The organism is Streptomyces sp. NPDC048424, assembly GCF_040651555.1.
Lineage (GTDB): Bacteria > Actinomycetota > Actinomycetes > Streptomycetales > Streptomycetaceae > Streptomyces.
Map to the genome: position 1 here is coordinate 235199 of NZ_JBEZKE010000008.1, position 20514 is coordinate 255712.

At 72.6% G+C, this 20514-nt stretch carries 20 protein-coding genes, 1 tRNA gene and 1 pseudogene; 16 read left to right on the top strand and 6 right to left on the bottom strand.

Going from position 1 to position 20514, the window contains the following annotated elements; translation table 11 throughout:
* Positions 1 to 183 precede the first annotated feature (183 nt).
* Positions 184 to 303, top strand: a pseudogene (locus AB0D29_RS14635) (IS5/IS1182 family transposase); the annotation flags it as partial.
* Between the two features lie 12 nt (positions 304 to 315).
* Here the strand turns inward: AB0D29_RS14635 and AB0D29_RS14640 are convergent.
* Both AB0D29_RS14640 and AB0D29_RS14645 read right to left on the bottom strand, forming a co-directional pair.
* Complete coding sequence (locus tag AB0D29_RS14640) at positions 316 to 822, bottom strand: DinB family protein (RefSeq protein ID WP_362854302.1); 507 nt, start codon at positions 820 to 822, stop codon at positions 316 to 318.
* A gap of 168 nt (positions 823 to 990) precedes the next feature.
* The gene (locus AB0D29_RS14645; protein WP_362854304.1) at positions 991 to 1842 is read right to left on the bottom strand and encodes a LysR substrate-binding domain-containing protein; all 852 of its coding nucleotides are present in this window, start codon (positions 1840 to 1842) and stop codon (positions 991 to 993) included.
* 80 nt (positions 1843 to 1922) lie between these two features.
* Between AB0D29_RS14645 and AB0D29_RS14650 the strand changes: the two genes are divergently transcribed.
* From AB0D29_RS14650 to AB0D29_RS14660, 3 genes are all read left to right on the top strand, one after another.
* Positions 1923 to 2417 (top strand): cupin domain-containing protein, encoded by a 495-nt coding sequence (locus AB0D29_RS14650; RefSeq protein ID WP_362854305.1) that lies wholly within the window; start codon positions 1923 to 1925, stop codon positions 2415 to 2417.
* 46 nt (positions 2418 to 2463) lie between these two features.
* On the top strand, positions 2464 to 2823 hold the full coding sequence (locus AB0D29_RS14655) for a DoxX family protein (RefSeq protein WP_362854306.1): 360 nt from the start codon (positions 2464 to 2466) through the stop codon (positions 2821 to 2823).
* A 129-nt stretch (positions 2824 to 2952) separates the two neighbouring features.
* Positions 2953 to 3071: transfer RNA gene (locus AB0D29_RS14660), tRNA-OTHER, on the top strand.
* Between the two features lie 112 nt (positions 3072 to 3183).
* On the opposite strand, the gene AB0D29_RS14665 is transcribed toward AB0D29_RS14660, so the two are convergent.
* Positions 3184 to 3579: a hypothetical protein gene (locus AB0D29_RS14665; protein WP_362854308.1), complete on the bottom strand. Its 396-nt coding sequence runs from the start codon at positions 3577 to 3579 to the stop codon at positions 3184 to 3186.
* A gap of 413 nt (positions 3580 to 3992) precedes the next feature.
* On the opposite strand from AB0D29_RS14665, the gene AB0D29_RS14670 reads away from it, so the two are divergent.
* Together AB0D29_RS14670 and AB0D29_RS14675 are read left to right on the top strand one after the other, a co-directional pair.
* Positions 3993 to 4748, top strand: coding sequence for an alpha/beta hydrolase (locus tag AB0D29_RS14670; RefSeq protein ID WP_362854310.1), 756 nt, complete (start codon positions 3993 to 3995; stop codon positions 4746 to 4748).
* 128 nt (positions 4749 to 4876) lie between these two features.
* Positions 4877 to 5215, top strand: coding sequence for a hypothetical protein (locus AB0D29_RS14675; RefSeq protein WP_362854311.1), 339 nt, complete (start codon positions 4877 to 4879; stop codon positions 5213 to 5215).
* A gap of 316 nt (positions 5216 to 5531) precedes the next feature.
* Here the strand turns inward: AB0D29_RS14675 and AB0D29_RS14680 are convergent, their stop codons facing one another.
* On the bottom strand, positions 5532 to 6764 hold the full coding sequence (locus tag AB0D29_RS14680; RefSeq protein WP_362854313.1) for an FAD-dependent monooxygenase: 1233 nt from the start codon (positions 6762 to 6764) through the stop codon (positions 5532 to 5534).
* 125 nt (positions 6765 to 6889) lie between these two features.
* Between AB0D29_RS14680 and AB0D29_RS14685 the strand changes: the two genes are divergently transcribed.
* The 10 genes from AB0D29_RS14685 (at position 6890) to AB0D29_RS14730 (ending at position 18471) form a co-directional block, all read left to right on the top strand.
* The gene (locus tag AB0D29_RS14685; protein ID WP_362854315.1) at positions 6890 to 7873 is read left to right on the top strand and encodes a TetR/AcrR family transcriptional regulator C-terminal domain-containing protein; all 984 of its coding nucleotides are present in this window, start codon (positions 6890 to 6892) and stop codon (positions 7871 to 7873) included.
* A 72-nt stretch (positions 7874 to 7945) separates the two neighbouring features.
* Positions 7946 to 8374 carry a hypothetical protein gene (locus tag AB0D29_RS14690; RefSeq protein WP_362854316.1) on the top strand — a complete coding sequence of 143 codons (429 nt, stop codon included), beginning with the start codon at positions 7946 to 7948 and terminating at the stop codon, positions 8372 to 8374.
* Between the two features lie 33 nt (positions 8375 to 8407).
* A complete protein-coding gene (locus AB0D29_RS14695; protein ID WP_362854317.1) occupies positions 8408 to 8887 on the top strand; it encodes a hypothetical protein in 480 nt (159 codons plus the stop codon).
* 142 nt (positions 8888 to 9029) lie between these two features.
* Positions 9030 to 9845 carry a hypothetical protein gene (locus AB0D29_RS14700; RefSeq protein WP_362854414.1) on the top strand — a complete coding sequence of 272 codons (816 nt, stop codon included), beginning with the start codon at positions 9030 to 9032 and terminating at the stop codon, positions 9843 to 9845.
* Between the two features lie 91 nt (positions 9846 to 9936).
* Positions 9937 to 11244 (top strand): hypothetical protein, encoded by a 1308-nt coding sequence (locus tag AB0D29_RS14705; RefSeq protein WP_362854416.1) that lies wholly within the window; start codon positions 9937 to 9939, stop codon positions 11242 to 11244.
* A gap of 35 nt (positions 11245 to 11279) precedes the next feature.
* A complete protein-coding gene (locus AB0D29_RS14710) occupies positions 11280 to 11900 on the top strand; it encodes a TetR/AcrR family transcriptional regulator (protein ID WP_362854418.1) in 621 nt (206 codons plus the stop codon).
* A gap of 197 nt (positions 11901 to 12097) precedes the next feature.
* On the top strand, positions 12098 to 14329 hold the full coding sequence (locus AB0D29_RS14715; protein ID WP_362854319.1) for a molybdopterin-dependent oxidoreductase: 2232 nt from the start codon (positions 12098 to 12100) through the stop codon (positions 14327 to 14329).
* Between the two features lie 73 nt (positions 14330 to 14402).
* A complete protein-coding gene (locus AB0D29_RS14720) occupies positions 14403 to 15809 on the top strand; it encodes a citrate:proton symporter (RefSeq protein WP_362854321.1) in 1407 nt (468 codons plus the stop codon).
* A 102-nt stretch (positions 15810 to 15911) separates the two neighbouring features.
* Positions 15912 to 17324, top strand: a complete 1413-nt coding sequence (locus AB0D29_RS14725) for an aldehyde dehydrogenase family protein (RefSeq protein WP_362854322.1) — start codon at positions 15912 to 15914, stop codon at positions 17322 to 17324.
* A 67-nt stretch (positions 17325 to 17391) separates the two neighbouring features.
* Positions 17392 to 18471 (top strand): Zn-dependent alcohol dehydrogenase, encoded by a 1080-nt coding sequence (locus tag AB0D29_RS14730; protein WP_362854324.1) that lies wholly within the window; start codon positions 17392 to 17394, stop codon positions 18469 to 18471.
* A 64-nt stretch (positions 18472 to 18535) separates the two neighbouring features.
* Here the strand turns inward: AB0D29_RS14730 and AB0D29_RS14735 are convergent, their stop codons facing one another.
* Both AB0D29_RS14735 and AB0D29_RS14740 read right to left on the bottom strand, forming a co-directional pair.
* The gene (locus AB0D29_RS14735; protein WP_362854326.1) at positions 18536 to 19864 is read right to left on the bottom strand and encodes a HEAT repeat domain-containing protein; all 1329 of its coding nucleotides are present in this window, start codon (positions 19862 to 19864) and stop codon (positions 18536 to 18538) included.
* Positions 19861 to 20502, bottom strand: coding sequence for a TetR/AcrR family transcriptional regulator C-terminal domain-containing protein (locus AB0D29_RS14740; RefSeq protein ID WP_362806524.1), 642 nt, complete (start codon positions 20500 to 20502; stop codon positions 19861 to 19863). The genes AB0D29_RS14735 and AB0D29_RS14740 overlap by 4 nt, the downstream gene beginning before the upstream one ends.
* Positions 20503 to 20514 lie beyond the last annotated feature (12 nt).

Sequence of the window (20514 nt, forward strand, 5' to 3'; positions counted from 1 at the left end):
GGCGAACGTCCCGGCGGAGGCTTTCCAGAACGTCCGCCGGGCCAGGTCCGCGCAGAGCGGGCGCCCCGCGGCCAGGACGGGGGCGCCCCGCCTGCGGGCCGAGGTGGAACCCGACAGCACAACGCTGCACACGGACTCCCGCAACACACCGACCGCAGGCCGCGGCTCGAACGAGAGCCCACGCGGGCCGACCGCCGACGCAGGGCCAGCAAGGGCGGCCGGCCCGCAGGCTTCGACGAGCGCGGCTACGTCTGCCAAGGCACCGTCACCGTCGCCTCGATCCGACTCTGGCTTCGCCCGTGATCCCTGCCGGATCTAGCCGCCGGTCGTGCCGTCGAGCATCTCGCGCAGGATGTCCAGGTGGCCGTTGTGGCGGGCCGTCTCCTCGGTGAGGTGCAGGAGGATCCAGCGCAGGTCGACACGGAGGCCGTCGCGGATCGTTCGCTGGGCCTGCTTGTCCAGGTCGTTCCCGGCGACCAGTTCGCGGTAACGGGCGCTCTGTTCGGCGTATTCGTCGAGCAACTGCGTGAGCGGGAAGTCGACGGCGATACGCATCTCGCGGTCGGGGTCCTCATCGGTCCAGGGGCCCTGGTCCTCCTCGCCGAGGAAGACCACCTGGAACCAGTGGTACTCGACCCAGCGGAGATGGTTGATCAATCCGCTCATGGTCATCAACGGTGAGCCCGGCAAGAGCGCCTTGCGGGCGTTCTCCCCCGAGACGCCATCGCACTTGGCGCGGGCGGTGTCACGTGCGTAGTCGAGAAACGTGGTGAGCTGGGTGCGCTCGTCCCACGCGGGCGGCGTGTCATCGATTCTTGTCATCGCGCGAAGCGTCCCCGATCACCGCGCCCGATGTCGAGGCATTTAACGGCGAGCCCAACCAGCCCCACCAGCCCCTTGTCCACTGAGTCGCCACAGGCGGTGTCGGGCCCGTACGGCACCCCCGCGCTGTACAGCCGTGGCGGATTCTTCCTGCGCCGTTGCCGATGCTCAGCGGCGGTAGGCGGCTGTCGCGATCTCGATGAACGATCGGATCAGCGGGTTGGTGTCACCTTCGTTCCACACCGCCACCACCCGGCTCGGCGCCATGTCGGTCAGCGGTACCACGGCCAACTCCGCGGGCAGGTCGTGTCCGAGCGGGGCCAGGCCCACCGTGCCGTTCCACAACACGGCCTGCAGGCATTCCTGAACTGCGCGCACCACTGGGCCCTCGCGCGGCGTGCCGCCGTTCCAGTACGACTGCCAGATGGGGTCGGTGCCCTGCGGGAACTGGAACCAGCGGCGGTCGCTCAGCTCGGCCAGCCGCAGCCCGTCGCGGCGGGCCAGCGGATCGTCGGCGCGCAGGACCACGCCGACCGGATCGGACCGCAGCGCACGCACCGCCAGGGCGGACTCGTCGAACGGCGCCCGGGTGAGGGCGACGTCGACCAGTCCGGTGCGCAGCCCGCACGTCGGGTCGGTCAGGTCGGTGTCGCGGACGCGGATGTCGATGCCGGGGTGGGTCCGGCGGTAGGCGGCGGCCAGCCTGGACATTCCCGGGTCGGTGCCGTCGCCCAGGATGCCGACGGTGATGGTCGCGATGCCGGCCGCCGCGCTGACGCGTACCCGGACGCGGTCGGCATGACCGAGCAGGGCTCGCGCCTCGTCGAGCAGCACCGTTCCGACCGGCGTGAGCGTGACGCCGGTGGGCGAGCGGGCGAAGAGCAGGGCCCCGACTTCGGCCTCCAACTGCTTGATCGCCCGGCTCAGCGGCGGCTGACTCATGTGCAGTCGGGTGGCGGCCCGGCCGAAGTGGAGTTCCTCGGCGACCGCCACGAAGTAGCGCAGGGTCCGTAGCTCCATGCTGCAACGATACCCACGAGGTATCGGCGCTGCGGGATGGGTCTTGGACAGCCGTGGGTCCCCGGCGATGCACTTGGGGCATGCCCGAAGAAGCGAAGACCAGCGAGCCGCAGACCGGACCCGCCCTGTCAGTGGTGGGTCCCGGCGAGGGCGAGACGATCGTTCTGGGCACCACGCGCATGCGCGTCCTGGAGGACGGCAGCCACACCGGGCACCGCCTCGCGATCACCGAGTCCGTCCTCGCCCCGCACACCCAGGGCCCGCCTCAGCACCGCCACGGCCTGCACGACGAGGGCTTCTACGTCCTCTCCGGCACCATCCGGTTCACCGTCGGCGGCGAGGACCACGACGCCACCACGGGCACGCTCGTGATGGTTCCGCCCGGCACCCCGCACACCTTCGCCAACCTGACCGACCAGCCCGCCGTCCTGCTCAGCACCTTCACCCCCGACCTGTACGTGCAGTACTTCCGGGACCTCCATGACGTGCTCGCCGACGGCCGGCCGCTGACTCCCCAGGCCAACATCGACGCGATGAGCCGCTACTCGACCGAGCCCGCCACCGACCTCAACTGAACCAGTCGACGGTTTGCCGCGAACCGATGACTCGTGAAAGGGAACTATGTACATCGCCTACTGGATCGTCGCGGGACTGCTCGCCCTCTTCTACGTCTACGCGGGCACGCTGAAGGTGATCCACAGCCGTGATGAGCTCCGGCCCATGATGTCCTGGGTCGACCGTATGCCCTTGCCCGCCCTCAGGGCGCTGGGGACGGTCGAGATACTCGGCGCGGCCGGCCTGATCCTGCCGCCGCTGACGGACATCGCACTCCCGCTGGCGCCGGCCGCGGCCGGCGGCTTCGTACTCCTCCAGGGAGGTGCGATCGCCGTCCACCTGACCGGCGAAGACCGCCGGATCTCACTCAACGTCGGGCTCACCGCCACTGCGGCCGTTACCGTCTGGCTGGCCACCAGGCTGTGATCGAGAACGGTCTTTGACCGAAGGATGCGAGTGGCAGCGGTCGCTGCTGTCCCGGATAAGGACTCGTCCGCAGAGGACGACGGCTCTACCCTGAGTCGGAGCGGGAGTGCGCGCATTCCCGCAGGTTGCGGTGCCGTGGCAGAGCGGTCCAATGCGATCGACGTGGGCGAGGTCCCTCTCACGTCGACTGACGGAGTCGGGGCGGGCCTGCTCCTATCTGTCCGCGGGTTCAAATCCCGTCGGCACTGCAACCGACCTGGACTTGGTCCAGCACAAGGAATTGCCGCGTCGGGCTCGGTCCACAGAAGTCGTGCGCGGCGCTGACTGCGTCAGAGTCGCACGGGCGGCCTGGGGATGCGCTCAGTGGTCGCCCTTGTGCGTGCCCACGGGACGTGGCAGTGGCTGACGCCAGTCGCCCATCCTCGTCAGGAGGAACTGGCGGGCGAGAGAACGAATGTCGTCCCACGCCGGATCCGTGGCCAGGGCGTTGTGCCAGAGGCCGACGCGGCAGGTGGCATCGATCTCGCCGAGGCGACGACCGATGGCCTGAAGACCTCGCAGATCCTCCGGCTCGAAGACTCCGCGCTCTGCGAGTCCTTCGGAGACACGGCAGAGGAGCTCCACCTCTTCAACGACGTCCTTCGTTTCCAGCTCACGCTCGCCCAGCCAGGCAAGTTGATCCGGGGTGTCGACCGCTAGGAGCGCCATGAAGCGCAGCGTCCAGGTACGCAGGTTCGTATCGCCGAGATGGTTCATAGGTGCAGGATCGCATCCAGCTCCCGCAACCGTGTTCCACGGCACGGAGGGGCGGCAACGGCCGGCGCAGTGCCCACGGAGGTTGCGGCGGAAGTACTTTGCGTTACAGCCGGCCGTCGTTCTGGGCTTGTTGATCAGGACGTGAAATGCTCGCTCGGCCGGTGGTGCATGACGGCGGCCCGGAGACCGCGCCGTCGCGCTGGGGTGCGTGCTCCGGAGCAGGGTTGGGCAGGAGCGGACACGGGTGGACAGCGATCGTCTGCGTTTGGCCTGGAAGGTGGACACCGTCCCGTCGGAAGCTTGGATCACGCCGAAGAACGCACCGCGAGAGCGGCGGCGAAGGGCCGGGCGAGCAGGCTCGCCAGGGACCAAGAGGCGTCAGTCCTCACCTTCAGATGACACGGGAGATTTCGATGAAGCCGCTGCTGTTCCCGAACAATGTCCAGTTCTGGTACGAGACCCTGCGGTCGATGAGTCACATCGCCTACGGCGGTGCGGACTTCGGCGAGGTGGTCTCCACCGGCGAGCGGATCACCGAAGGCGACTACGACAGCTGGTACGTCGAGTGGATGGCCACCGCGGACCGAGTGTCGGGCGAGGCGCAGAAGGCGCTGGCGGCCGGCCACCGCGTCAGTGCCCGGGACGGGTTCCTGCGCGCCTCCAACTACTACCGGTCGGCGGAGTTCTTCCTGCACGGCCACCCCTGCGACCCGCGTCACGACGACGCCTACGACCGCTCCGTGGCCTGCTTCAAGGCGGCGGCGGCACTGTTCACCCCGGTCATCGAGCCGGTCGAGATCCCCTACGAGGACACCACGCTGCCCGGCTACTTCTACCGGGTCGACGACTCGGGGACACCGCGGCCGACACTGATCATGCACAACGGGTTCGACGGCACCGCGGAGGAACTGCACTTCTTCGGGGCGATGGCCGGTGTCGAACGCGGTTACAACGTGCTGACCTTCGACGGCCCCGGCATGCCCGGACCCCGTCACCACCAAGGCCTGGTCTTCCGCCCGGACTGGGAGAATGTCATCACCCCCGTCGTGGACTTCGCCGAGACCCTCCCCGAGGTCGATGACAGCCGCATCGCACTCCTCGGCGTCAGCATGGGAGGCATCCTCGCCCCCCCCGGGCCGCCGCGTTCGAGCACCGTCTGGCCGCGCTGATCGCCGTCGACGGTCTCTACGGCCTCGGCCAGATCGCCGTACGCAACATCCCCGGCACCCGCGAGGAGGCCGAGCGCCTCCTGCGTGCCGCGTCCGCCCCCGAACTCGACGCCGCCTTCGAACAGGCCATGACCAACGACCCGATCGCACGCTGGGCGATCAACCACGGCATGTACGTCATGGGAGTGGACACCCCCCGCGCCTTCAACGCCTCCTACCTCGACCACACCCTCGCCGGGGGCATCGCCGAGCGGATCCAGTGCCCCACCCTCGTGTGCGACGCCGAAGAAGACATCTTCTTCAAGGGCCAGCCCGAGCAGCTCTACGACCACCTGACCTGCCCCAAGACCCTCATGGAGTTCACCACGGAGGAAGGCGCCGGCGCCCACTGCCACCCCGGCGCGATGCGCCTGTCCATCGCCCGCATCTACGACTGGCTCGACGACACCCTCGCCGCCACGGCCTGACCGAACCGTGGACCCGCGCCGCCGTTTGTATCGTGGTCCACGCGCCCCTCGGGACGCCCCCCCCGCGCGGAGAAAACGCACCGGCCGGGCAGCCGCTGTACAGGTGCCTTCCCTTCCGGCTCCTGCCGTCCCACACGATCTCCGCCCGAAGGAGACGGGCTCGCTGCGCTGGTCGGCGACGGCCCCGGCCGGCATAGCCAGGACGGCAGCGGCGGCAGCGGCGGCCGCTGCCGCCGACCGGAACGGCTGTGTGTCGTGCCGACCGACGCCGCCTTCATCCTGCTCGTCCTCGGGCAGCCACGACGAGCCCTGCCCGTCAGGCCCCGCCCATGACCGCCGCGCCCGCAGCCGGCTCGTGCAAGGCCGGTGCGGCGTAGTCGCGCAGCCGGATCGGCGTGGTGCGGGTGTTCTCGGGTGCCTGGGCAGCCAGCATGTCCAGGATCTCCTGGGTGGGCGCGGGCATGAAGAACCGCTCCGCGCCCTCACGCCCCACGCTCTGGTGCTCGCTCACGTAGCCGCGCATCTCGCGCTCGTACGCGGCGAAGGCCGTGGTGTGGTCGCCTCCGGACGCGGCGAGTTCACCGGCCAGGACGTAGGCGCCGATCAGGGCCTGCGAGGTGCCGCGGCCGGAGGTCGGGCCGGCACAGTAGCCGGCGTCGCCGAGCAGCACGACCCGTCCCCTGGACCAGCTGTCCATCTCCACCTGGGCGTTGGCGTCGAAGAAGAAGTCCGGTGCCTGCGCCATTTCGTGCAGCAGACGCGGGATCTCCCAGCCGTCGTCGGCGAAGCGTTCGGCGATGATCCGCTGCTGCCCGACGCGGTCGTGGCGGTCGTACTCGAGGTGCTCGGCGGCGAGGTGGAAGGCGGCGCGGGCCTCGGTGTTGGCGCGGGCGGTGAAGATGTTGGCGGCCTTGCCCGGGGCGGCGTAGAGCCGGCCGGTGTTCTCGAGGCCGAGGTAGTTGTCCAGGCTGAAGATGGCGGTGTAGATGCCGAGGTGACGGACGAACTGCTCCTCGGGGCCGAAGGCGAGGGCCCGGGTCCGCGAGTGCAGACCGTCGGCGCCGACGACCAGGTCGAAGCGGCGGGGGGTGCCCCGCTCGAAGGTGACCTCGACGCCGTGCTCGTCCTCGGTCAGGCTCGCGATGGAATCCCCGAAGACGTACTCGACGTCGTCGCGGGTGGCTTCGTACAGCATCCTGGTCAGATCGCCCTTGAGGACCTCCAGGTCACCCGCGAAGATCACGGCGGGCAGGGTCGCGTACTGGCACCCCTCGGCGTCCACCATCGCCGCGTCGCCCATCTCGGTGTCCAGTTCGCGGATGCGTTCCAGCAGGCCCATCCGGTCCAGCACGTCCAGCGCCTCTCCGCGGAAGTCCACCGCGTAGCCGCCCTCGCGCACCGCTTCGGCGCGCTCCACCACGGTGGGGGCGAAGCCGTGACGGCGCAGCCAGTAGGCGAGGGCGGGGCCGGCCACGCTGGCGCCGGAGATCAGCACGGTACGGGCGGTCGCGGTGGTGGTGCCGGTGGTGGTGGTGCGGGTGGTGGTCATCTCGGGTTCCTCTCTCAGGCCGATGCGTACAACGTATGGGCAGCAAATCCCCCTGTGAAGTGCGAAATTGGGGAAGGACTACTAGTGCACTAGACTCCATGTACTAGTACACCAAGGAGTGCCTCATGTCCGCAGAACCGCCATACGCCAAGATCGCCGCCGAACTGCGCCGCCGCATCGAGACCGGCGAACTGCGCCCAGGGGACCGGGTGCCCTCCACACGGGCGCTCACCCAGCGGTGGGGAGTCGCCATGGCCACGGCGACCAAGGCACTGGCCGTCCTGCGGCAGGAGGGTCTGGTCCGAGGAGTGCCCGGGGTGGGCACCGTGGTCTGCGCCGTCCCCCGTGCGTCGCGAACGGACGGGCCGGCGACGGGCCGACGGACGCACGAGCCGACGGAGGAGTCGACTGCGCGCCGGCGCCTGGTGCGGGCGGGGATCGCCATCGCCGACGCGGAAGGGGCAGCCGCGCTCACCATGCGGCGGCTGGCCGCCGAACTCGGTACCTCGGCGATGTCGCTGTACCGGCACGTGCAGAACCGGGACCAGCTCCTCGCACTGATGGTCGATGCGGCCTACGCACAGGCACACCTGCCCACCCCGGCCCCGCCCGACTGGCGGTCCCGCCTGGAGCTCTCGGCCCGGTCCCAGTGGCGGCTCTACCAGGAGCACCCCTGGCTGGCGGCCACGGTGAACCTCGCCCGCCCACAGCTCTCCCCGAACGGCATGCGCCACGTCGAGGAGGCTCTGGCGGCCCTGGAAGGCCTCGGCCTCGACGCCAACACCCGGATGCACGCGGCAGTCTCGCTCTTCGGCTTCGTCCGGGGCTGCGCCGTCGACCTCGCGGCGGAGCAGGAGGCGGGGCAGGCCAGCGGCGTCACCGGCGACCAGTGGATGCAGGTTCAGGAGGCCCGGATGGCCGCGCTGCTGTCGGACGGCACCTTCCCGGCGTTCACCGCCGCCCGCGCCGACCCCGGCCTGGACCTGTCCGGCGAATCCCTGTTCACCTTCGGGCTCGACCGCCACCTCGACGGCCTGACGGCTCTGATCGCCGCCACGGGCGGCCGGCCGACCCCCTCACGTCCGGCGGGGTCGAGTCGACCTGCATGACCGCGCCCGCTGCGACGCGTCCGGTGACATCCATCGTGCTTCGGCTCATGAAGTCGGAGAGGCGGGAGTGCCATGGTGCAGGACGGGCAGGACGCGTACCGGAAGTTCCTGCGCCTGGCGCAGGCCGCCGACCAGTGGCGCAACCGCGCGTGGTGCGGCCCCGACACCACGGCGAGGCGGCTGGCCCGCTTCGGGCCGGCGGCCGCCGGGGCGGTGGCGGACCTGCGCAGGTTCTGGCTGCGCACCCCGCACGCCTACGAGCGGGCCGCCTACCTGGAGGCACTGGCCGCCATCGACCCTGGCGGGCTGGACCACGCCCACACCGAGTCGCTCTGGGACTGCGAGGAAGGGGCCCGGCTCCTGGGCATAGCCCACGCCCCGGACCACCCCGAAACCCTGGAGCGGATCACGGCGCTGCTCAACGACCCGATGGCGACCCCCGACGTACGGGCAGGCGCCGAAGCACGGCTGGCCGCCACGACCACCCCGTGCTTGCCCTGACCCGATCTGGACGGTCAAGGCCCGCTGCTGGAGGTGGAACGCCCGCACGAGGAGATCTTCGCGACCCTGTGCACCGTCGACATCGCCCCGGACGCCACCCCGGACGCCACCCCGGACGCCGCCCCGGACGCCGCCCCGGACGCCGCCCCGGACGCCGCCCCGGACGCCGCCCCGGACGCCGCCCCGGACGCCACCCCGGGCCCCGCCGCCCCGGACGCCGCCCCGGGCCCCACCCCGGACGCCACCCCGGGCCCCGCCGCCCCGGACCCCGCCCCGGCAGGCGACCGCACCCCGGTCCCCGCAGGCCCGGGAGGCCCCGCAGGCCCCGGAGGCCCCGGAGGCCCCGGAGGCCCCGGAGGTCCCGCAGGCCCCGCAGGTCCCGAAGGCTCCGCAGGCCAGGGAGGCCCCGGAGGTCCCGCAGGTCCCGGAGGCTCCGCAGGCCCTGCCCCGACCCTCCCCGCCGCGTCGTCCGAACCCCCGACCACCCCGACCACCCCGGACCCGGCGCCGTGACCGCCGCCGCCGCCTTCCCGATCGCCCCGACCACAGGAGGCCAGCCGTGACCGGCCGCCCCGATGACGAGATCCGGTGCGACGCCTGCTGTACGCCGCCCCGCGCGGCCCGCAGGACCCGCCGAGCCGCCCGCGGCGCGGCCCTGTTCGCCCTCGCCCTGCTCCTGGCGTGCGGCGCGGCGACGGGCTGCGGCGGGCGGGCCACCACCCACCACAAGCCCGGCACCAGCCACGAGCAGGCCTCCGGCAACGTCGGCACCCTGCTCAACACCGACGACGGCGCCGGCCACCGGCTCCGCGAGGTTCCTGCCGAGGGCGCGCCGGAGGTCCAGTTGACGGTCCGCCCGGACTCCGAGGACGGCTGGAACCTCCAACTCGCGGTGAAGAACTACCGCTTCACCCCCGACAGCACCGGCGGCGCCGCCCTCCCGGGCGCCGGCCACGCCCACCTGGAGCTCGACGGACGCAAGGTGGCCCGGCTGTACGGCCCGTGGTTCCACCTGCCCGCCGCGCAGGTCCCCGAGGGTGCGCACACCCTGACCGTCCGCCTCTACGCGGACGACCACACCGCCTGGGCGGTGTCCGGCAAGCCGGTGGAGGCCACGATCCCGCTCACCGCCACCGCCCCGGGCGCCTCCGCGGGCCACGGCCACGGGGAGACCGGGGCCGCGCCGAAGTCACCGGACCCGCAGCAGGCCGACCGGACCGTCACCGTCACCGTCCGGGACGGCAAGGTCAGCCCCGCCCCCGGCCGCACCGAGCTGCGGCGCGGGGAGCGCGTCGCCCTGCGCGTCACGAGCGACCGCGCGGACACCCTGCACGTCCACGGCTACGACAAGGAGCTCGCCCTGCCGGCAGGCCAGGAGGCCACCCTGATCCTGACGGCCGACCGCACGGGCCTCTTCGAGGTCGAGACCCACGAGTCCCGTCTCGTCCTGACCCAACTCCTCGTCCGATGACCCCACCGGGCGGCGGTGGGGCACAACTTCCGGTGGAGCGGCGGTGAGCCCCGGCGCGTCGGGCAGCGGCGGTGGCGGCGTCGGTCAGGGCGTGGTCCTTCACCCGACCGATCCGTTCGCCGTGCTCGCGCACGGGATCGGCTCCCAGCACGATCTGCCGATCTCCCCCTTCTACGCCTTCGCCGGTGCCTTCGCCGCGCTGTTCGTCTCCTTCCTCGCACTCGGCCTCCTCTGGTCCACCTCCCGCTTCCGCGGCGAGCGCTCGGGGCTAGCCCTGCCCGCCGGACTCCAGCGGGTGGCCGACGCGCCGGCCACCCGAACCGCCCTGCGCGGACTGGGGCTCGCCGCCGCCCTCGCCGTCCTGCTCCACCTCCTCCTCGGTCCCGACGACCCCGCGCACAACCCCGCTCCCGGCGCCGTCTACGTCCTCCTCTGGGTCGGACTCGTCCCCGCCTCCCTCCTCCTCGGCCCCGTCTGGCGCCTGCTCAACCCGCTCCGCACCCTGCACCGCCTGCTCTCCCGGGCCCTGCGCCGCCGCGGCTCCGGCCCCGACCGCCCCCTCCCCGCCCGGCTGGGACAATGGCCCGCCGCCGCCGGGCTGTTCGGATTCACCTGGCTCGAACTCGTCGCTCCTGATCCCGCATCCACCACCACCCTCCTGATCGCCCTCGCCACCTACGCCACCACCCAGCTGCTGCTCGCCGCCCGCTTCGGCGAGCGCTGGTTCGACGACGGAGACGCCTTCGAGGCGTACTCCGCCCTCCTCGCCCGGCTCTCCCCCCTCGGCCGTCGCAGCGACGGCCGCCTCGTTCTCCGTAACCCCTTCCACGGACTCGACGCGACGCCCGAGCGGCCCGGACTCGTCGCCACCGTCTGCGTCCTGCTCGGCTCCACCGCCTACGACGGCTTCTCCGACAACCCCTCCTGGATCAACGCCCTCCAGACCTCCCCCCTCGGCCGCACCCCCGCGGCCACGCTCGGACTCCTCGCCTCCATCGCCCTCGTCGCCACCCTGTACTGCCTGTGCGCGGCCGCCACCCGCCTCGTCAGCGGCCCGCACCCCGGCCCGCTCACCGCCTTCGCGCACTCACTCGTACCGATCGCACTCGGCTATCTCATCGCCCACTACTTCTCCCTCCTGGTAGTCGAAGGACCACGCACAGTAAGCATGGCATTGGGCACTGACAACGCCCCCGAACCCGCCCCACCACTGGGCCCCGGCGCCCTCTCGGCGCTCCAGGTCATCGCGGTCGTCACCGGCCACGTGCTCGGCGTCGTCGCCGCCCACGACCGCTCCGTACGCCTCTTTCCGCCCGCGAAGGCGGTGGCCGGCCAACTGCCACTGCTGGCGCTGATGATCACGTACACCGTCGGAGGCCTCAGCCTCCTGCTGAACTGAGGCCCCTGCCGACCCCGGAAGCGAGGAGCGGCATGATGGACCCCGTGCCTCCCGCCCACTCACTGCGCCGTACGCCCGTCCAGCAGCGCAGCGCCGACCGGCTCGCCCGGATCCTCGACGCCTGCGCCGAGCTGCTGGACGAGACCGGGTACGAGAACCTCAGCACCCGCGCCGTCGCCCTGCGCGCCGGAGTGCCGATCGGCTCCGTCTACCGTTTCTTCGGCAACAAGCGGGCCATGGCGATCGCCCTCGCCCACCGCAACCTGGACCGCTACGCCGACGGCATCGCCGACCGGCTCGCCGGCCTCCCCGCCACCGACTGGCGGCCCGTCGTGGACGCCGTACTGGACGAGTACCTGGCGATGAAGCGCAGCGTCCCCGGATTCGCGCTCGTCGACTTCGGCGTCCCCGCGCCGCCGTCCGAGGGTCCGGAGGCCGACCCCAACCACCAGGTCGCCGCCCGTCTGACCGAACTGCTCTCCGCGCACCTCGGCCTGACCCCCGACGCCGCACTGCAACGGGCGGTCCTCGTCGCCGTCGAGGCCACCGACGCCCTCATCCAGCTGGCCTTCCGGACCGACCCGGCCGGCGATCCCGAGATCGTCGCGGAGACCCGCGCGATGATGCAGGCGTACCTCGCCCGCGTACTGGACTGATCCCGCCCTACGCGCGCCCCGCGCCCCTGGCCTCTGGCCTACGCCCCCACGCCCCACGACCCTGCGCATTCGGTCCCGCACGCCCCTCCCCTCCCTCCCTACCGGTCGGTATGCTCGGTGCCGCTCCCCGCGTGCCCCTGCCCGTGCCCCTGCCCGTGCCCCTGCCCGTGCCGCAGCCTGTCGCCCATGGAGGGCCCATGCCCCGCACCGCCCTGCGCATCTGCCCCCTCTGCGAAGCCACCTGCGGCCTCACCCTGACCATCGAAGGCGCCTCCGTCACCGGCGCCCGCGGTGACCGCGACGACGTGTTCAGCAAGGGCTTCATCTGCCCCAAGGGCGCCGCCTTCGGGCAGCTCGACGCCGACCCCGACAGGCTCCGCACCCCTCTGGTCCGGCGTGACGGCCGACTGCGCGAGGCCACCTGGGAGGAGGCCTACGACGCCATCGCCGCCGCCGTCCCCGCACTCGTGCGGGAGTACGGTCCCCAGTCGGTCGGCGTGGTCCTCGGCAACCCGAACGTCCACACCATGGCCGGCGCCCTCTACCCGCCGCTGCTGCTCAAGGCCCTCGGCACCCGCAACCTGTTCACCGCCAGCACGCTCGACCAGATGCCCAAGCACGTCTCCAGCGGGCTGCTCTTCGGCGACCCCTTCGCCATCCCGGTCCCCGACCTCGACAGGACCGACTTCCTGCTGCTCCTGGGCGCCAACCCCATCGAGTCCAACGGCTCCCTGTGCACCGCCCCCGACTTCCCCGGCAAGCTCAAGGCGCTGCGCGCCCGCGGCGGCACCCTGGTAGTCGTCGACCCGCGCCGTACCCGTACCGCCGCGCTCGCCGACCGCCACCTCGCGCCGCGCCCCGGCAGCGACGCCCTACTGCTCGCGGCCCTCGCGCACACCCTGCTCGCCGAGAAGCTCGCCGCCCCCGGCGCGCTCGAAGAACGGATCGAAGGACTCGGGGAACTCGAGGCCGCCCTCGGGAGTTTCACTCCTGAGGCCGTGGCCCCCGCCTGCGACCTCCCGGCCGACGAGATCCGCACCCTCGCCCGCGAGCTCGCGGCCGCGCCCACCGCCGCCGTCTACGGGCGGATCGGCAGCTGCACCGTCGAGTACGGCACGCCGGCCAGCTGGCTGGTCGACGTGCTGAACATCCTCACCGGCAACCTCGACAGGCCGGGCGGAGCCCTCTTCCCGCTCCCGGCCGCCGGCCCGCGGCCCCGCCCCGCCGGGCCCGGCAAGGGGTTCGCCATCGGCCGCTGGCACAGCCGGGTCAGTGGTCACCCCGAGGTCAAGAGCGAACTGCCCACCGCCGCCCTGGCCGAGGAGATCGAGACCCCGGGGGAGGGGCGGATCCGCGCCCTGATCGCCATCGCCGCGAATCCGGTCCTGTCCGCACCCGACGGGGACCGGCTCGACCGGGCACTGGCCGGCCTCGACTTCATGATCTCGGTCGACCCGTACCTGAACGAGACCTCACGCCACGCCCACGTCGTCCTGCCCCCGCCGCCGCCCTCGCAGAGCGCACACCACGATTTCGCCTTCAACGGCTTCGCCGTCCGCAACCAGGTCCGCTACACGCGTGCCGCCGTCCCGCTCGAGGCCGGCCGCCTCGACGAGTGCGAGATCCACGCGCGCCTCGTCCTGGCCGTCTCCGGCATGCACGGCTCGGCCGGACCGGAGGCCGTCGACGAACTGGCCGTCCAAAGCACCCTGGCCAAGGAGACCGCCGACCCGGGCTCGCCCCTCCACGGGCAGGACCCGGCGCGCCTCGCCGGCCTGCTCACCGGCGAGAGCGGCCCCGAGCGCCGGCTCGACCTGATGCTCCGACTCGGGCCGTACGGAGACCGGTTCGGCGCGGCGGCCGAGGGGGAGCTCAGCCTGGAGCGGCTGCTCGCGCACCCGCACGGCATCGACCTGGGCCCGCTGCGGCCCCGGCTCCCGGGCGTGCTGAGGACCCGCAGCGGCAGGATCGAGCTGCTCCCGGACCCGATCGCGGCCGAACTCCCCAGGCTGCGCGCGGCGCTCGCCGACCGCCCCGCCGCCCTGGTGCTCGTGGGCCGCCGCCACCTGCGGTCCAACAACAGCTGGTTGCACAACGTCCCGGCCCTCACCGGAGGTTCCAACCGCTGCACCCTCCAGATCCACCCGCAGGACGCCGGCCGGCTGGGCCTCACCGACGGCGGCCGGGCCCGGATCACCGCCGAGGGCGGGAGCCTGGAGGTGCCGGTGGAGGTAACCGACTCCGTCCGCACCGGGGTGGTGAGCCTTCCGCACGGCTGGGGCCACGACCGCGCGGGCGCCCGCCTCGCGGTGGCCGCCGCGGCGCCCGGCGCCAACGTCAACCAGCTGCTCAACGGCACGCGGCTCGACAGGCTGTCCGGCACGGCCGTGCTCAACGGCTTCCCCGTCGAGCTCACACCCCTGCCCTGAGCTGGGGTTTTGCTCGTATTGCTCACGCGCAGACGTCTTGTTGGCCCCAGGAGGCGGCACCTACCTTCCCCCCATGCTGACCTTCCTCGGCTTCGCCATGATCGCGACCTTCCTGGTCCTGATCATGCTGAAGAAAATGTCGCCCATCGCGGCCCTCGTCCTCATCCCCGCACTCTTCTGCGTGTTCGCGGGCAAGGGTGCCCACCTCGGCGACTACGTCATCGACGGCGTCGGCAAGCTCGCGCCGACCGCCGCCATGCTGATGTTCGCCATCGTCTACTTCGGCGTGATGATCGACGTCGGCCTCTTCGACCCGATCGTGCGCGGCATCCTGCGCTTCTGCAAGGCGGACCCGATGCGGGTGGTGGTCGGTACGGCCGTCCTCGCCGCGATCGTGTCGCTCGACGGCGACGGATCGACCACCTTCATGATCACCGTTTCGGCCATGTACCCGCTGTACAAGCGGCTCGGTCTGAGCCTGGTGGTCATGACGGGCGTCGCGGCCACGGCCAACGGCGTCATGAACACCCTGCCCTGGGGCGGCCCCACGGCCCGCGCCGCCACCGCGCTCAAGCTCGACGCCGCCGACATCTTCGTCCCGATGATCCCGGCGCTCGCGGCGGGCCTGCTCTTCGTGTTCGTCCTGGCGTACGTCCTCGGCATCAAGGAACGCCGCCGGGTCGGCCTCCTGGCCCTCCCCGGCGAGGCTGTGGAGGAGCAGGAGCAGGAACCCGCTGCCCTCGTCGCGGCCGGCTCGGGCTCGGACGCCGGTACCGGTACCGGTGCCGAGTCCGCGGAGGCTCCCGGTTCCGCCGCCGCGCCCGGCGAGGGCGAGGGCTTCCAGGGCCTCGACCCGCAGCGCCCCACCCTGCGCCCGCGCCTCTACTGGTTCAACGCCGGTCTCACCGTCGCGCTCCTCACCGCGATGATCGCGGAGCTGCTGCCCATCCCGGTGCTGTTCCTGCTCGGCGCCGCCCTCGCCCTCACCGTCAACTTCCCGCACATGCCCGACCAGAAGGCCCGGATCGCCGCCCACGCCGACAACGTCCTGAACGTCGCCGGCATGGTCTTCGCCGCCGCCGTCTTCACCGGGGTCCTCACCGGCACCGGCATGGTCAAGCACATGGCCGACTGGCTCGTCGCCGCCATCCCCGAGGGCATGGGCCCGCACATGGCGCTGGTCACCGGGGTGCTCAGCCTGCCGCTCACCTACTTCATGTCCAACGACGGCTTCTACTTCGGCGTCCTGCCCGTCCTCGCCGAGGCCGGCGCCGCCCACGGGGTCTCCCCGCTGGAGATCGCCCGCGCCTCCCTCGTCGGCCAGGCGCTGCACATGTCCAGCCCGCTGGTTCCGGCCGTCTACGTCCTCGTCGGCATGGCCAAGGTCGAGTTCGGCGACCACACCCGTTTCACCGTGAAATGGGCTGCTCTGACCTCTCTCGTCGTCCTGGCGGCAGGGATGCTTTTCGGCATCATCTGATCCCGGGCCACCCCTGGCCGAGAAAAACTACCGCCGCTAGTTTGTAGGGTGTCGGGGAGGCCGGATCCACGCGCAGACGCGTACGTACTCGGGAGGAATGCCATGAAGGCACAGGACGGGATGTACATCGACGGCGCGTGGCGGCCCGCCGTCGGAGCCGACCGGATCGAGGTCGTCAACCCGGCCGACGGGCAGGTCATCGCCGAGGTCCCGGCCGGCACCGCCGAGGACGTGGACGCGGCCGTACGCGCGGCCCGTGCGGCCCTGCCCGGCTGGGCGGCCACGCCTGCGGCCGAGCGCGCCGCGCTGATCGGGGCGCTCCGGGACGCACTGCAGGCCCGCAAGGGCGAGTTGACCGAGACCGTCACCGCCGAACTCGGCGCCCCGCTCCCGTTCGCGAAGGCGGTCCACGTCGGAGGGTCGATCGCCGTCACCTCCTCCTTCGCCGAGATGGCCGCCTCGTACGCCTTCGAGGAGCGCATCGGGAACTCCACCGTCCTGCTGGAGCCGGTCGGTGTGGTCGGGGCCATCACGCCCTGGAACTATCCGCTGTACCAAGTCGTTGCAAAGGTGGCGCCCGCTCTCGCCGCCGGCTGCACCCTCGTCCTCAAGCCGGCCGAGGACACCCCGCTGACCGCACAGCTCTTCGCCGAGGCCGTGCACGACGCGGGGATCCCGGCCGGAGTCTTCAACCTGGTGACCGGTACCGGTCCGGTCGCCGGGCAGGCGCTGGCCGCGCACGAGGGAGTCGACTTCGTCTCCTTCACCGGCTCGACCGCGGTCGGCAGGAAGATCGGCGCCACGGCCGGCGCCGCCGTCAAGCGCGTCGCCCTCGAACTCGGCGGCAAATCGGCCAATGTCATCCTGCCCGGGGCCGACCTGGCCACGGCCGTCGCGGCAGGCGTCGGCCACGTCATGAACAACACCGGCCAGAGCTGCAACGCGCTCACCCGGATGCTCGTCCACCGGGACCAGTACGAGGAGGCGGTCTCGCTCGCGGCCGCCGCCGTCGCCGAGTACCCCACCGGCGACCCCCGCGAGGCCGGCACCCGCATCGGCCCGGTCGTCAACGCGAAGCAGCACGAACGCGTCCGCGGCTTCATCGCCAAGGGCGTGGAGGAAGGCGCGCGCCTCGTCGCGGGCGGGCCCGACGCGCCCCACGATCAGGGCTACTTCGTGGCCCCCACCGTGTTCGCCGATGTCACACCCGACATGACCATCGCCCAGGAGGAGATCTTCGGCCCCGTGCTGTCGATCCTCGCCTACGAGGACGAGGAGGAGGCCCTGCGCATCGCCAACGGCACCGTCTACGGCCTCGGCGGCGCCGTCTGGGCCGCGGACGAGGAGACGGCCGCGGCCTTCGCCCGCCGCATGGACACCGGGCAGGTGGACATCAACGGCGGCCGCTACAACATCCTCGCGCCCTTCGGCGGCTACAAGCAGTCGGGCGTCGGCCGCGAGCTGGGCCCGCACGGCCTGGCGGAGTACCTCCAGACCAAGTCCCTGCAGTTCTGATCCCGCGACCCCGCAGGGTTCTCAGCCCCTCCACCCTCCCCAGCACCGGAAAGACGAGACGACGACCATGGTCCGCGCCGCCATCCTGCCCGCCGTCGGAGCCCCGCTGGAGATACGGGAGATCGTGCTGCCCGATCCCGGCCCCGGGCAGGTCCGCGTACGGCTCGCCGCAGCAGGGGTCTGCCACTCCGACCTCTCCCTCACCAACGGCACCATGCGGGTCCCCGTGCCAGCCGTCCTCGGCCACGAGGGCGCGGGCACGGTCCTCGCCGTCGGCGAGGGCGTCACGCACGTCGCGCCCGGCGACGCGGTGGTGCTCAACTGGGCCCCGTCCTGTGGGGAGTGCCACCACTGCACCATCGGTGAGGTCTGGCTCTGCGCCAAGGCGCTCAGCGGGGTCGGGGCCGTCTACGCGCACGACGCGCAGGGCACCGAGCTGCACCCCGGGCTGAACGTGGCCGCCTTCGCCGAGGAGACCGTCGTCGCGGCCAACTGCGTGCTGCCCGCGCCCGCCGGGATCCCGCTGCCCGAGGCGGCCCTGCTCGGCTGCGCCGTCCTCACCGGCTACGGGGCCGTCCACCACAGTGCCCAGGTCCGGCCGGGCGAGTCGGTGGCCGTCTTCGGCGTCGGCGGGGTCGGCCTGGCCGCCCTCCAGGCCGCCCGGATCGCGCAGGCGGGCCCGGTCATCGCCGTCGACGTGTCCCCGGCCAAGGAGGAACTGGCCCGCGCGGCCGGGGCCACCGCGTTCGTGCTCGCTTCCGACACCACCGCGAAGGAGATCCGCGCGCTCACCGGCGGGCAGGGCGCGGACGTCGCCGTCGAGTGCGTCGGCCGGGCCGACACCATCCGCGGAGCCTGGGAGTCCACCCGTCGCGGCGGCCGCACCACGGTCGTCGGCATCGGCGGCAAGGAGCAGCAGGTCACCTTCCACGCCCTGGAGATCTTCCACTTCGCCCGCACCCTCACGGGCTGCGTCTACGGCAACAGCGACCCCGCCCGCGACCTCCCGGTGATCGCCGAACACGTCCGCGCCGGCCGCCTCGACCTCGGCGCCCTGGTCACCGACCGCATCACCCTCGACGGCATCCCGGCCGCCTTCGACGCCATGCTGGCGGGCAAGGGCGGCCGCTCCCTGGTCGTCTTCTGACCGAACGCCGCCGCCTCCCCCGCTGCCGGCCCCCGCCGTCCCGTACCCGGTGGCGTGGCCGATCTCAGCCGGCCGGCCCGGCCGCCACGTCCGGCCCGGCCGCGCCGGACGCCGCCTCTCGCCGCCGCCGCAGGTGCCGGTGCGCCTCGTCCAGCGACCAGTACCCGGGCCAGTCCTCCTGGTACCCGAAGGTGAGCCAGTCCAACGCCTCCTCGCCCCGCGGGTCGTCGAGCAGCACGAGCGCCCGTACCGCCTCGATCTGGAGCTCGACGGAGGGATCGCCCAGCAACGGCAGCAGCGCTCTGCGGAGGTCGGCGGAACGGTCCCCGCGTTCCGCCACGGCGCGGCAGCCCTGGGCGCGCACCACGGCGTCGCGGTCCCGGAGACAGGCGAGCAGTGCCGGGCGCACCCGCTCCTCTCCCGCGCAGCGGCTGAAGGCCACCGCGACCGTCCGTCGGACCAGAGCGGACGGATGCCCCGCGTGGGGGAGCAGGACGTCGGCGAGCGCGGCGTCGGACAGTACGGCGGGCGAGCATTCCGAGAGGCCGGCGAGCAGTTCGGCGAGGACCTCCGGTGCCGGTTCTCCGGCCGCCCAGGGGAGGAACAGGTCCCGGGTCAGTACCTGCACGCACGCGGGCCCGTCGATACAGGTCCCACCCGCTTCGCACGCGCCGAAGAGGTTCATGCCGCGCACCACTTCTGCGCCGAAGTGCCGTACGGGGGACAGCGGATGTCCGCGCAGGGCAGCCGCTTCCTCCCACGTCTCGCGGTCGGCCCGGCGGGCCAGCGCGTCCACGGCCGCGCGGCGCGTCACGCCGTCGCGGTCGGCCTCCGCCTCGGCGCGTGCGAGGAGTTCCGCGAAGGGGGTCCGTATGCCGTGGGCCGCCTCCAGTGCGCACAGGATCGCCGTGTGCCCGGTGCGCACCCGCGCGTCAGCGCCTGCCAGCCGCAGCAGGCCGGTGAAGGAGTGCTCGTCGTCCGGGACGCGGCTGAGCTCCGCCGGTCCCGTGGCCCCCGTCCGGCGGCGCAGCTCGTTCTCGGCGCCCGTCTCGTGCCAGTGCCGGGCCAGTTCCAGGGCGGTCCGCCCGTCGGGGCCCGTCGGCCAGGTCGGCACCGAAGAGGACAGGAGCAGTGAGACGACCCCGTAGGCCCCGGCATCGACCGCGCGCAGCAGCGGGGTCCGGCCGTCGGGGCCCTGGCGGTCGAGCCGCGCCCCGTGGCTGCGCAGGACGTCGACCACCGGGTACGCACCACGGGCCGCGGCGATGTCCAGCGCCGTCAGGCCGTCCGCGCCGAGGGCCTCCAGGTCGGGAGCCTCCTCCAGCAGGGCCCGTGCGCGCGCCGCGTCGTCGGCTCGCGCCGCGGTGATCAGGTCGGTGTCCCGGGGCGTCACGCGGTCTCCTTCAAGGCCTCGTACTGGAGGGCCAGGCCGTCCAGCAGCGCCGCCAGGCCCGTCTCGAAGGCGCCCTCGTCCACCTCGCGCTGCCGCTCTGCCAGCAGGTGGGCCTGGCCCAGGTGGGGGTAGTCCGCCGGGTCGTATGCGGCGCGGTCGTCCACGAAACCCCGGGCGAAGGAGCCCACGGCCGAGCCCAGGATGAAGTACCGCATCAGCGCGCCGATCCGCGTCGCCTGCGCCGGAGGCCAGCCGGCCGCCGTCATCGCGCCGAACACCGCGTCCGCCAGCCGCAGTCCGGCCGGGCGGCGGCCCGGCCCGCGGGCCAGCACCGGCACGATGTTCGGATGGTCCGCGAGGGCGTCGCGGTACGAGTGCGCCCACGCGTGCAGGGACGCCCGCCAGTCCCGGCCGCCGTCGAACATCGACAAGTCGACCCGTGCGCTCACCGAGTCCGCCACCGCGTCCAGGATCTCGTCCTTGGTGCGGAAGTGGTTGTAGAGCGAGGGCCCGCTGACGCCGAGCGCGGCCGCCAGCCGCCGCGTCGACACCGCCTCCAGTCCCTCCGCGTCCACCAGCGCGCCGGCCGCCTCGACGATGCGGTCGCGGCTGAGGAGGGGCTTGCGCGGTCTGGCCATGCGCCACATAGT